We start from the raw sequence: 11,741 nt of genomic DNA, 5'->3' as shown, positions 1-11,741 counted from the left end.
AGACTGCTGCGAAAGGCGCATCCTTTTCGACATGCGCAGCCTTGCCCTTCTTGTGGTGCTTCTGGCCGGCCCGGCGATTTCCGGGGTGGAGCCGTCACGCCTGACCGAGGCTGCCCGCACCCAGATCGGCGTCACCGTCACCTATGACCCGGCCTACGCAGCCCTTGCCTTCCCCGGTGGCGACCTGCCGCGTGATCGGGGCGTCTGCACCGATGTGGTGATCCGGGCGCTGCGTGATGCATGGGGGATCGACCTGCAACTTGCGGTCCACCGCGACATGGCCGGGCATTTCGCCGCCTATCCGCCGCTTTGGGGCCTGACCCGGCCCGACCGCAACATCGACCACCGCCGCGTGCCGAACCTTCGGACCCTTCTGACCCGCATCGGCGCCGACCTGCCGCTGACCGACGGCCCCACGCCCTATCTGCCGGGTGACATCATCACCTGGACCCTGCCCGGCAACCTGTCCCATATCGGCATCCTGTCCGATCGCCGGACCGAAGACGGCATCCCGCTTGTGCTGCACAACATCGGTGTCGGCGCGCACGAGGAAGACATCCTGTTCGCCTACCCGATGACCGGCCATTACCGCATCGGCGCGGATGAGGCTGACCGCCTGAAATCGCTGACCCGGTAGGTCGGGGCCTGCCCCGACTGTCCCCCGCCCCACCAAAGGCAAACGCCAGCCTAGAACCCCACCTCCAACCGCCCGATCAAAGCCACCAGCATCGCCTCGCACCGCTCCAGCTGTTCAATCGTCACGAACTCGTCGGGCTTGTGGCCCTGCGCCATCGATCCCGGGCCACAGATCACCGTGGGAATCCCCAGCCGCTGATCAAAGAGGCCCCCTTCCGTGCCGAAAGCGACCTTGATCGTCCCGTTCGCCCCGGTCAGCCCCTTGACGAAATTGACCACCCCGGCATCCGAAGGCGTGCCGAGGCCGGGGTAATCCCACAGCCGTTCCACGCTAATCGCGGCTTCGGGAAATTCGGCCCGCAGGGGGGCGACGATCGCTTCGGCCGCCGCTTCCAGCCGCCAGATCAGGGAAGGCACATCCTCGCCCGCAAGCGAGCGGATCTCGAAATCCAGAACCGCTCGATTTGGAACGATATTGACCTGCACCCCGCCCGACATCTTGCCGACATGCAGCGTGGTATACGGCACGTCATAATCACCATCGCGCAGTCCCGTCACCGCGAGTTCGGCCTGCAACCCGCGCACGGCACCCAGGAAATCCGCCGCCAGATGCAGCGCGTTCAGGGCAAGGGGTGCCAGTGCCGAATGCCCCTCGCGGCCCGTGCAGGTGGCACGAAGCGCGACCTTGCCCTTGTGTCCGGTTGCCACCTGCATCCCCGTGGGTTCCCCCACAATGCAGAAACGGGGCCGCACCGGGGCCGCCTTCAGCATGTCGATCAGACTGCGCACCCCCATGCAGCCGATCTCTTCGTCATATGACAGCGCCAGATGCAGCGGCACGCGCAAGGGCCGCCGCGCGGCATCCAGCATCGCCGCGACCGCACAGGCAACAAAGCCTTTCATGTCCGTGGTGCCGCGCCCGTAAAGCCGCCCCTCACCTTCGGTCAACTGGAACGGGGGACGAGACCACGCCTGCCCCTCGACCGGGACCACATCGGTATGGCCGGACAGCATGACACCCCCAACCCCCGACGGCCCGGTGGTGGCGTAAAGATTGGCCTTGCCGCCGCTGGCATCGGGGATCAGCTGGACCGCGATCCCGGCTGCTTCCAGCATCCCTTTCACATGGACCATAAGGTCGATGTTCGGCTTCGAGCTTACCGTGTCAAAACTCACCAGACGACCAAGGATCTCGCGCATCACCGACTCCATTTGCGCCCGTGCTAACGCGAAACGGCCACCGCGGGAAGGTTTCCTCACTTGTCCCGGCCGGTAGCCTTTGTCACAGTTGGTGCAATCGAGGTATCGGACCCCCATGCACCGCCTTGCCACCGCCCTGAGCCTTGCGCTGTCCGTTGCCCTGAACTTCTCACCCGTCCGGGCCGAGGAGCCGAACCTGTCTGCCAATCCGGCCAACACCTTCGGCGCCGCGTCACGGCTTGCTACCGCCCAGCGGGCCTACCTGCATGCTCTTGAAAATGGAGAGGTTCTGGCGCTGGTCGTCGCAATTCGCCTTGCCCGCAGCGTGACCTTGCGTCCTGCAAATGCCTGGGAACGGGCCGACCCGGACCCGATGAACCCGCAACTTCCGGCCGACTTCCCCGACCCGGCAAGTGACGTGGCCCTTGCCATTGCCCGGAACCTTGCGGCCGATGATCCCTTGCTTCAAGATCTGGTCTACGATCTTGACGCGCAATTGCCGCGCGCAAGGCTTGAAACTGCGGTCACCACCTCGGGCAATCTGGCACCCGGGCAGTCCGCGACCTGGCGTATCGCTCTTTTTGGCGAAGTCGGTACAGAACTGGCGCTGATCAGCGATGGTCGCAGCAAGTTGAGCCTGACCCTGACAGATGATGCCGACAATATCCTTTGCGCCGTGCCACCTTCGTCAAGGCCGGCATTGTGTCGCCTGACGCCGGCCCGCAACGGCTTTTTTGCCCTCCGTCTGAAGAATGACGGACAGGCCGCCGCTGACTATCGCCTGTTCGGAAATTGAGGGGGCGTCGGAATGTGTCGTGCCGCGCTTTCATTTTCCAGACTGTGCCGAAATGCGGTAAATCTGAACACGCCTCGCCCGGGGCGAGGCCATTGGACCAAGTCATGAAACCGCAATCCATGTCCTGCGCCCAATCCCTTTCCCGCGCCCTTGCGGCCACCACCTTTGCTGCCCTTTGCCTTCCTGCCTTCGCCGAGGACCAATCCTACAGCAATAGCGGTTCTCCTGCCGGAAATGCCGCGCCGGGTGGTGCCGCGACCATTGTCCTTGCCCGGGATCTTCACACTCTTGGCATCCGGGAAGGTGACGCGCTGACGGTCCTTGCCGCAGCGAGACTTGCCGCCTCTGTTGAGGTCGTGGTGCAGGAACCTGCCGCTCTTGACCCCGCGACGCTGACGCTTGATGGCCTTGGGCAGGGATTTCTGGCCGGAAGCAAGTTGCCTGTCCCGACAGATCCCAAGGCCCCGCCCCCCCTCGCAACGGGCGCGCCACGACCCGCAGCAAAGGTGATGCTTTTTGGCGAGTCATCCAAAGATGACGGAAGCCCTCCCGCTTCGGTCGAGGCGATGTTTGGCACGGCCTCCAACCTTGCCGGCGATGACGAGATCCTGCTTGGACTGATCGAGGAGGCGATGGCGGAAGGCCCCGGCGCGCGGATCGGCACCGCGGCGTCATGGCTTTCGCGACTGCCAGCCGGAGGTACCGATCTTTGGGAGATTCCGTTCCAAGGAAGCCTCGATGCCGAGATCGCCGTCATTGGCGGTGGCGACGAAACCCTTGATCTGGCCGTATCTGACGCAAACGGCACCCTTGTCTGCCTTGATATCGGCCGGTCAGACAGGTTTCATTGCCACTGGACGCCCGTGCGCGATGGCCATTTCTACGTCACGGTCCGGAACGCCGGGCGGGAAAGCACTAGCTACCAACTCTTGACGAATTGAGCCTGCCCTGACGGTGACCCTGAAGAAGCAGCCCCAGCAGGTTCGGATCCGGCGCTGCGGCCAAGCACCACGGACGAACCTTCAAGCTATTGTTTTATATACTTTGCTGCGCAGAATTTCTTGCAGCAATCCTGATACTCGGCAGCCTCAGACCTGAGAAGGCCGCCAATATTTTCAGGCTTTTTGCATCGTCCCGGCTCAGGATTTCTGCGCAGCATGGCCGCAAGAATCAATAATGCTGCGCAGCAATCCGTTGGGCTTCGCTGCGCAGCATTCTCGATTCGTCACACCCGCCGGCGGACTGCAGATGCCCCTTACAGGATTTCGCTGACTTTCACCGTACGGCCTTCTGCGACCGATTTCAGTGCCGCTTCGGCAAGCGCAAGCGCCAGCAGGCCATCTTCGCCCGATGGGCTTGCCGTGGCCTTTCCGTCCATCGCATCGATGAATGCCGCGATTTCGGCTGCATAGGCTTCCGTGTAGCGCGTCATGAAGAAATCATGCAGCGGCGGCCGGGTATACCCTGCCCCTGTCGCCACTTCGATGCTGACAGCGCGCTGGTTTTCAGCGCTGACGGCCCCTTTGGAGCCATGCACCTCGATCCGCTGGTCATAACCATAGGTCGCCCGGCGCGAGTTCGAGATGACTGCCATCTTGCCGGTTGCCGTCTTGAGCATCACCTGGACGCTGTCGCTGTCGCCAGCCTTGCCGATTGCCGGATCGACCAACACGGCGGCCATGGCCGAAACTTCGGCCACTTCCTCACCCAGCAGGAAGCGGGCCATGTCAAAATCATGGATCGTCATGTCGCGGAAGATACCGCCCGACCGCGCGATGTAATCCACCGGCGGCGCGCCGGGATCACGGCTGGTGATCACCACCATCTCCACCGCGCCAACGGTCCCCTTGTCGATCTCGGCCCTCACGGCGGCAAAATGCGGGTCAAAGCGCCGGTTGAAGCCGACCATCAATGTGCCTTTGTGCGCCCTGACGACCTCAAGGCAGGATTTCACCCGTGCCAGAGAAAGATCGATCGGCTTTTCGCAGAAAACGGCCTTTCCGGCCTTCACGAACTGTTCGATCAGGTCGGCATGGGTGTCGGTCGGCGTGCAGATCACCACCGCGTCGATGTCCTTGGCGGCGGCGATGGCGTCGATCGTGCGCACTTCGCAGCCGTATTGATCCGCAATCGCCTGCGCGGCGGCGGGCATTGCATCGGACACCGCCACCAACACGGCGGCCGGATTGCCCGTGACCGCTTTCGCATGCACCTTTCCGATGCGCCCTGCGCCCAGAAGTCCAAAACGGATTGTCATCTTTCTCCTTAGCTCGGGCTTGATCCCCGCGTGTTCAATGGTCTTGGCCAGTGGCCGTTCTGTTCTGCGCCTGGGTCTTCCGGGTCTGACTTCAGGCCGAAAGACTCAGCGTCGTTGTGGAACTAATATTCCATACAAGGCAATCTTCAACAGGATAATTCCATTATCGCTGGCGATCTGCTGACCATAGCGCCACCGCCCCGACGAGGGAAACTCCAACCCCGAACGCGGCCACCAGGCCATAGCCCGCAAGCAAGGTGCCAAGCGCGAAGCAAAGCGCGGCAATCACATCGCCCGCCAGCCGCTGCACCGCCATCAGGCTGGACCCGGCACCGGGCCGATCCGCCAGAAGATCCTGAAGATAGGCGATTGGCACGGTAAGCGTTACCGCCCCGCCGATTGCCGCCGGCCAGACAAGCAGCCAGACCGCCCAGCTTCCCGCCAGCACCGGCAACAGCGCCACATGCACCGCGTAAAGGCTCGCACCGGCAAGGATCAGAAGCGTCCGGTCCATGCCACGCGTCAGCGTTGGCAACATCAGCATGAACGGCACCTCCAGCCCGGCCACCAGCCCGACATAAAGCGCCACATCAGCCGTGCCGCGCCCGACATCGGCCACCATGACCAAAGCGACAATGGCAATATAGACTGTGGCCGCAGCGTTCACCGCACCCAGTGCCAGCACCCGCCCTGCAAGCCGTGGACGGCCCATTTCGGCCAGCGCGGCCCGAAAGCTCAGCCCGCTCGGCCTGTCCTCCCAAGCGGTCGCGCCATCTTTCGGCCAGTGGCGCAGCACCACCAGCAACATGCCCCCGGCCATGACAAGCCCGACCGGGAAGATCCAAGTGACCTCGGCCCCTTTCGCAAAGACCACGGCCCAAAGCGGCAGCACCACCACGAACGGCAGCCCGAACAGCGCCCGGATCACGGCCATGATGCCATCACGTTCCGCCACGGGATGACGGGTTGCTGCCATCCGGGCCAGCGCAAAGACCTGCCCGAATGTGACGGACCCCATCGGAAACAAGAGCGCCGCCGCAATGGCAAAGATCCATGGCCCCGGCACCAGCGTCATCAGCCCCATCCCGACGGCCAGCGCCACTACCGCCGCCAGCGTCACCTGTCGGCGGTTCGCCGTCTGGTCCGCGCGAATACCGCCCGCCACCGAAGCCGTCACCGACACCAGCGATGACAGCGCGAGCAAGACCGCAAAACCCCGGTCCCCAAAGCCGAAGGCATTGACCGCAAGGGTCGAGAAATAGGGGCCAAAGCTGCAAACGATGGCGCCTTGCAGGACAATGACCAGCCCCGCAGCACGCAAGGCAGGATCGCTCAGGACAAGGCGGATCGACAGCATGGGCAGATGGCTATCCTGCCGTCTCGTCAGGCGCAAGCTGGCCCGGCAGGGTCAGGGAATGACCTTGCCCGGGTTCATCCGCCCGGCCGGGTCAAGCGCCGCCTTGATCGCGCGCATGACATCCAGAGCCACCGGGTTCTTGCGCCGCGCCATGGAGTTCAGCTTGGAAAGCCCCACCCCATGTTCCGCCGAAAAGCTGCCGCCAAGATCCTGGACAACATCCTCGACTGTCTCCATCACCTTGTCTTTCAAGTCGGCATCGTCGCGCGTGGGAAACGCGGTAAAATGCAGATTGCCGTCGCCCAGATGCGCCACCGTCAGGCTTTTGAGCCCCGGGTCCACAGCGTCCAGCCGACGTAGGGTTTCGGCCAGGAAGCCTTCAACCTTGTCCAGCGGCAGGCAAACATCGGTATCCACGGCAGGCGTCAGGCCAAGGGTGATTTCGGCCGCAGCCTCACGCCGCGCCCACATGGCGCGGCGCTGCTGTTCGCTGCGCGCAAGGACGGCGTCGGTGATCAGCCCCGCCTCCAGCATCTCGGCCAGCACGGATTCCAGCAGGCCGACCAAAGGCACCTCGCCCGCCGCATCGGGGGTGGCTTCGTTCGGGACGGTGGTTGCGGCTTCGATCAGGATGGTGACCTCGGGGATTTCGTCAAAGGGCAGCCCCAGATCGGGCCGGGCTGTCTTAAGCCGCTCCGAATAGGTGCGGGGCATGAACTCGAACGCTTCCACCCGACCCCCGGTCGCCTCTTGCATGCGGTTCAGCAAGACCAGCGCATCCGGCAAGGACCGCGCCGCCACCGTCGCCGTGGCATGGGCGCGAGGCGCTGGCACCAGCTTCATCACAGCCGCCGTGATGATTCCCAGAGTCCCCTCCGCCCCGATGAAAAGGTTTTTCAGATCATAGCCCGAGTTGTCCTTGTGCAACTCGCTCATCAGGTCCAGCACCCGACCATCGGCCAGCACCACCTCCAGCCCCAGACACAAGGCGCGGGTTGAGCCATAGCGCAGCACGTTCGACCCGCCGGCGTTGGTGGACAAGACCCCCCCCAGCATCGCCGACCCCCGCGCGCCGAACCACAGCGGGAAGTAAAGCCCCTCGGCCTCGGCCGCGTCATGAAGGCGGGTCAGGACCACCCCGGCATCAGCCACCACCAGCCGCGCGTCACGTTTCACCGCGCGGATCCGGTTCATGCGTTCAAGGCTGACCATCACGCCGCCCGTCGTCATCGTCCCGCCGACCAGCCCGGTATTGCCGGAGATCGGCACCACCGGCACCCCATGCGCTGCCGCCACCTTGACGCAGGCGGACACTTCGGCCGTGGACGCAGGGCGCACCACCGCCAGCGGCGCGCCGTGATACTTGCCCATCCAGTCGCGCGCATAGCCGGCACTGTCTGCCCCGGCCAGCACATGAGCGGCCCCCACAACCGCCACCAGATCGTCAGTCAATGCCATTGCAGCCCCCATTTCACGCAGCTCAGCAAGAACTACGCCAGAGGGAAAGGTTCAAATCTTTTCGAAAGGATTTGCAAAATCCTTTAAAGGATCTTGGCCCCGCGTCATCCGTTCAGGATAATGGCATCCTTGCCGGAAAGGCTGATCTCCACTTCTGTTCCTGGTACCGGGGGCGGCTGGTCGGCGCGGTTGAACGTATCCATCACCACAAGCTCTCCGGCCACCCGCGCGCGCAGCCGGATGATGGAGCCCATGAAATGAACCTCTTCAATCCAGCCCTTGATCACTGTCTCATAGCCCGGCTCGCGGCCAAGCCGCAAAGCCTCGGGCCGCAGCGCGATGGCCATTTCGGCGCCCATACCGGCCGAAAGGCCCGGCGGCAGCGTGAGAAGCGCGCCACCCAGACGGACCTTGCCGGCAGCCGAATCTTCAACTTTCACGGCAAAGGTGTTCAGCGTGCCGACGAAGTTCGCGACAAAGCGGGTGGTCGGCCGGTTGTAGATCTCGAACGGTGATCCGACCTGATCGGCGATCCCGGCATTCATCACCACGATCCGGTCAGAGATGCTCATCGCTTCTTCCTGATCGTGGGTCACGAAAATCGTCGTGATGCCCAGCCGTTGCTGGATTTCCCGAATTTCATTGCGCAAGGACACCCGAACCTTGGCATCCAGCGCCGACAGCGGTTCATCCAGCAAGAGAACCCGCGGGCTAGGGGCCAAGGCGCGCGCCAGAGCCACCCGCTGTTGCTGCCCGCCGGAAAGCTGGAACGGAAAGCGCCCGGCCATTTCGGCCAGGCCGATCAGGTTCAGCATCTCGGAAACCCGAGACTCACGTTCTGCGCGCGGCACGCCCTTCACCTTCAGACCGAAGGCCACGTTGTCGGCCACCGTCAGGTTCGGAAACAGCGCATAGGCCTGAAACATCATCCCGATGTTGCGGGCGTTGGCCTTCAGGCCCGTCACCTCTTGCCCGCCAATCGTGATACTGCCCGAGGTCGGCGTCTCGAACCCTGCCACCATGCGCAGGACCGTGGTCTTGCCGCAGCCGGACGGCCCGAGCAGCGAGATGAACTCACCTTTCGCGACCTCCAGATTGAAGTCCTTTACCACCAGATTGGACCCGAAGGCCTTTTCCAGATGCGAGATCGTAAGGAAGCTCATCAGGCCTTGGCCCTTTCGTGTTTCGACAGCCGGGTGACCAGCTGCATCAGGCCCATGCAGCCCCATGTGATCGCAAAGGCAATGACCGCAAGGGCGGGCGGCTCGTAGGCGCGGTTGGCGCCCAGAAGCTGCATGAAGGGGCCGAAAGCCGGGCGGTTCAACAGCGCAGCCATGGTGAATTCGCCCAGCACGATCGCCAGCGTCAGGAAGGCCCCTGACAGCACGGCAACCATGACATTGGGCAGGATGATCCGGGCAAGGATGGTGATCCACCCTGCGCCCAGCGATTGCGCCGCCTCGGTCAGGGTGGCCACGTCAATGGTGCGCAGGCCCGTATCAACGCTGCGATACATATAGGGCAGCGCCAACGTGGTATAGCCCATGGTCAGCAGGAAATCGGTCCCGAAGGCCGACCCGGTCAGCGGCAGCACACTGGAGGTGTTGTAAAGCCGGATATAGCCGAAGACGAGAACGATGGCCGGAATGACCAGAGGCAAGAGCGTGACAAATTCCACGAAGGGACGGGCCTGCGGCAGCTTCAGCCGCACCCAATAGGCCGTCGGCACCACCAAAAGCACGCCGACGACAATTGTCGCGGCGGACAGGGCAAGGGAATAGCCGAAGGTATCCCAGAACCGCTGATCCTCGAACACGCGGCGGTAGGCATCGAAGGAATATTCGCCACGCCGCATCTTGAGGCTGAACTCGGTCATCCCGACCAGCGGCAAAAGGAAGTAGAGGCAGCCGAAGATCAGCGCGAACCATGCGAAGAAGCGGGTCATTTCAGCCACCTCTCCGACCGGACGCGCAAGACGATGTAGATCGTGTTGGCGATGACGGTGATCACGATCATCCCGAAGGCAAGCGCAAAGCCAAGGTTCGGGTTGCCCAGCACATCACCCCGGATCTGCGCAAAGAGCTTGATCGGCACGATGTTCAACTGAGGTCCGGTCAGGGCAAAGGCTGTGGCCACCGCCCCGAAGGCGTTGGCGAACAAAAGCGCGAAGGTGCCGAGCAGCGATGGAAACAGGATCGGCAGCGCCACCATCCGCCAGTATTGCGCGCCCGTGGCCCCCAGGACCGCCGCCGCCTCGCGCCATTCGCGCTTCAGCCCGTCAAGGGCCGGAATGATGATCAGAATCATCAAGGGGATCTGGAAAAAGAGATAGGTGATCACCAGCCCCCAGAAGGACAGAAGGTTGAACCCCATGCCCCGAAGGTTGATGCCAAACTCTGTCCGCAGCCAGATGGTGATCAACCCGGCCGGACCAAGCGTGGCAATGAAGGCAAAGGCCAGCGGCACACCCGCAAAGTTCGACGCCACGCCCGAGAAGGTCAGGAGCGGCGACCGGACACCCTTGGGCAACCCGCCAAACACCACCGCCGCTGCCATGGCAAATCCGATGGCACACCCCAACCCTGCGGTTATCAGGCTAAGCTTGATCGAGGTCCAGTAGGCGTTCACGATCGAGGGCGTGTTCAGATCCAGCATGTTCTGGAAGGTGAAACTGCCATCGGCGGTCTGGAATGCACCGATCACGATGCGCATTGTCGGCAAGATCAGGAACAGGACGGCAAAGATCGCGAATGGCAGAATGCCAAGCCACTCAAGCGGCAGCCTTCGCCTTGCGCGCCGGACAGTATCCTTCGCCATGCATCCCCCGGAAGATTGGCGGCTCTGACGGCCGCCTGAATGGTTTGCCTGCCCCGGGATCGTGTCCGGAGCAGGCGTTCAGATCACTCGACGTTGGCGCCGACAACGGCATCCCAGCCAGCGGTCACAGCGGCCTTGTTCGCGTCCACTTCTTCAAGCGTCGGGAAGTAGGCGGCCTCATAGGATTCTGCCGGGGGCAGAGCTTCCAGAAGGTCGGCCGGGATCTTGCCAGCAGCGGCCATCGCATTGAAGCGCGCGGGGTGGCAGTAGCCCTTCAGCCAGCCGAGCTGACCTTCGTCGCTGTAAAGGTATTCCATCCACAGCTTCGCGGCGTTCGGCTGCGGCGCATAGGCGCTGATCGCCTGGACATAGACACCGGCCAGAACGCCCGACTTCGGCACCACGACCTCAACCGGCGGGTTGCCGGCCAGCGTGTCGCGGGCGGCAAGGGCGTTGTAGTCCCACATGATCATGATGGGGGTCGTACCTTGCGCCAGCGTGCCGGCCTTGCCGATGACCGGCACGAAGTTGCCCGCATCGTTAAGGGCCTTGAAGAACTCCAGCCCGGCCTTGCCGGCAGCTTCACCGGGGGCGGCGCCGGTCGACATGCCAGCCGCCAGAACACCCAGGATCGCCTGGTTCGACGCGCGCGGATCACCCGCAAGTGCCACCATGCCCGCGTATTCCGGCTTCAGCAGGTCAGCCCAGTCCTGCGGCACATTGTCGACCATGTCCTTGTTCACGATGAAAGACATCACGCCGTAATAGTCGCCATACCAATGGCCATCGGCATCCTTGATCCCGTCCGGAATCTCGTCCCAGGTCGCAACCTTGTAGGGTTGCGTCAGACCTTCGGCCTTGGCTTGCGGACCAAAGGCCAGGCCCACGTCCAGCACGTCAGGCGCTTGTGGACCCTTGTTGTCCTTGTTGGCCTTCACGGCCTCGATCTCGTCAGCCGAACCCGCGTCGGGGTTCAGTTCATTGACCGAGATTTCCGGATACTTGGCCTTGAAGCCAGCGATCACTTCGCCATAGCCGCACCAGTCATGCGGCAGGGCGATGGTGGACAGCATGCCTTCCGCCTTCGCCGCGGCTTCAAGCTCGGCCATGTGGCCTTCGGCGAAGGCGGCACCGGCCGACACGATCATGGTCAGGCTTGTGGTCAAGCAGAGGATGTTTCTTTTCAGCATTGGAATTCTCCCAGGTGGATCAATGGCGCA

The 11,741-nt window shown here is 63.2% G+C and carries 11 protein-coding genes; 3 read left to right on the top strand and 8 right to left on the bottom strand.

Annotated features, from left to right (window positions below; all coding sequences use genetic code 11):
- Positions 1-31 precede the first annotated feature (31 nt).
- On the top strand, positions 32-637 hold the full coding sequence (locus QUV21_RS15430) for a DUF1287 domain-containing protein (RefSeq protein WP_300856145.1): 606 nt from the start codon (positions 32-34) through the stop codon (positions 635-637).
- A 50-nt stretch (positions 638-687) separates the two neighbouring features.
- On the opposite strand, the gene argE is transcribed toward QUV21_RS15430, so the two are convergent.
- Positions 688-1,848 carry an acetylornithine deacetylase gene (gene argE, locus QUV21_RS15425; RefSeq protein ID WP_300856144.1) on the bottom strand — a complete coding sequence of 387 codons (1,161 nt, stop codon included), beginning with the start codon at positions 1,846-1,848 and terminating at the stop codon, positions 688-690.
- A gap of 103 nt (positions 1,849-1,951) precedes the next feature.
- On the opposite strand from argE, the gene QUV21_RS15420 reads away from it, so the two are divergent.
- Both QUV21_RS15420 and QUV21_RS15415 read left to right on the top strand, forming a co-directional pair.
- Positions 1,952-2,632, top strand: coding sequence for a hypothetical protein (locus QUV21_RS15420; RefSeq protein WP_300856142.1), 681 nt, complete (start codon positions 1,952-1,954; stop codon positions 2,630-2,632).
- Positions 2,633-2,736: 104 nt separating this feature from the next.
- Positions 2,737-3,573 (top strand): hypothetical protein, encoded by an 837-nt coding sequence (locus QUV21_RS15415; protein WP_300856141.1) that lies wholly within the window; start codon positions 2,737-2,739, stop codon positions 3,571-3,573.
- A 314-nt stretch (positions 3,574-3,887) separates the two neighbouring features.
- Here QUV21_RS15415 and iolG read toward each other — a convergent pair whose 3' ends face one another.
- The 7 genes from iolG to QUV21_RS15380 form a co-directional block, all read right to left on the bottom strand.
- On the bottom strand, positions 3,888-4,889 hold the full coding sequence (iolG, locus tag QUV21_RS15410) for an inositol 2-dehydrogenase (RefSeq protein WP_300856140.1): 1,002 nt from the start codon (positions 4,887-4,889) through the stop codon (positions 3,888-3,890).
- A 163-nt stretch (positions 4,890-5,052) separates the two neighbouring features.
- On the bottom strand, positions 5,053-6,246 hold the full coding sequence (locus QUV21_RS15405; protein WP_300856139.1) for an MFS transporter: 1,194 nt from the start codon (positions 6,244-6,246) through the stop codon (positions 5,053-5,055).
- Positions 6,247-6,297: 51 nt separating this feature from the next.
- Entirely contained in the window at positions 6,298-7,704 is a 1,407-nt protein-coding gene (locus QUV21_RS15400; RefSeq protein ID WP_300856138.1) for an FAD-binding oxidoreductase, read from the bottom strand.
- Between the two features lie 104 nt (positions 7,705-7,808).
- Positions 7,809-8,867, bottom strand: coding sequence for an ABC transporter ATP-binding protein (locus QUV21_RS15395; RefSeq protein ID WP_300856137.1), 1,059 nt, complete (start codon positions 8,865-8,867; stop codon positions 7,809-7,811).
- Positions 8,867-9,649: an ABC transporter permease gene (locus QUV21_RS15390; protein ID WP_300856136.1), complete on the bottom strand. Its 783-nt coding sequence runs from the start codon at positions 9,647-9,649 to the stop codon at positions 8,867-8,869. The genes QUV21_RS15395 and QUV21_RS15390 overlap by 1 nt, the downstream gene beginning before the upstream one ends.
- The gene (locus QUV21_RS15385; protein ID WP_300856135.1) at positions 9,646-10,521 is read right to left on the bottom strand and encodes an ABC transporter permease subunit; all 876 of its coding nucleotides are present in this window, start codon (positions 10,519-10,521) and stop codon (positions 9,646-9,648) included. The genes QUV21_RS15390 and QUV21_RS15385 overlap by 4 nt, the downstream gene beginning before the upstream one ends.
- A gap of 83 nt (positions 10,522-10,604) precedes the next feature.
- A complete protein-coding gene (locus tag QUV21_RS15380) occupies positions 10,605-11,669 on the bottom strand; it encodes an ABC transporter substrate-binding protein (protein ID WP_300856389.1) in 1,065 nt (354 codons plus the stop codon).
- Positions 11,670-11,741 lie beyond the last annotated feature (72 nt).

This window comes from Tabrizicola sp., assembly GCF_030373185.1.
Classification (GTDB): domain Bacteria; phylum Pseudomonadota; class Alphaproteobacteria; order Rhodobacterales; family Rhodobacteraceae; genus Tabrizicola.
This window is presented reverse-complemented; position numbering and strand designations above follow the sequence as displayed.

Bases quoted from the DNA above. Each gene is read 5' to 3' on its own strand.
- QUV21_RS15430 (WP_300856145.1), top strand. From the start codon at position 32: ATGCGCAGCCTTGCCCTTCTTGTGGTGCTTCTGGCCGGCCCGGCGATT.
- argE (WP_300856144.1), bottom strand. From the start codon at position 1,848: ATGGAGTCGGTGATGCGCGAGATCCTTGGTCGTCTGGTGAGTTTTGAC.
- QUV21_RS15420 (WP_300856142.1), top strand. From the start codon at position 1,952: ATGCACCGCCTTGCCACCGCCCTGAGCCTTGCGCTGTCCGTTGCCCTG.
- QUV21_RS15415 (WP_300856141.1), top strand. From the start codon at position 2,737: ATGAAACCGCAATCCATGTCCTGCGCCCAATCCCTTTCCCGCGCCCTT.
- iolG (WP_300856140.1), bottom strand. From the start codon at position 4,889: ATGACAATCCGTTTTGGACTTCTGGGCGCAGGGCGCATCGGAAAGGTG.
- QUV21_RS15405 (WP_300856139.1), bottom strand. From the start codon at position 6,246: ATGCTGTCGATCCGCCTTGTCCTGAGCGATCCTGCCTTGCGTGCTGCG.
- QUV21_RS15400 (WP_300856138.1), bottom strand. From the start codon at position 7,704: ATGGCATTGACTGACGATCTGGTGGCGGTTGTGGGGGCCGCTCATGTG.
- QUV21_RS15395 (WP_300856137.1), bottom strand. From the start codon at position 8,867: ATGAGCTTCCTTACGATCTCGCATCTGGAAAAGGCCTTCGGGTCCAAT.
- QUV21_RS15390 (WP_300856136.1), bottom strand. From the start codon at position 9,649: ATGACCCGCTTCTTCGCATGGTTCGCGCTGATCTTCGGCTGCCTCTAC.
- QUV21_RS15385 (WP_300856135.1), bottom strand. From the start codon at position 10,521: ATGGCGAAGGATACTGTCCGGCGCGCAAGGCGAAGGCTGCCGCTTGAG.
- QUV21_RS15380 (WP_300856389.1), bottom strand. From the start codon at position 11,669: ATGATCGTGTCGGCCGGTGCCGCCTTCGCCGAAGGCCACATGGCCGAG.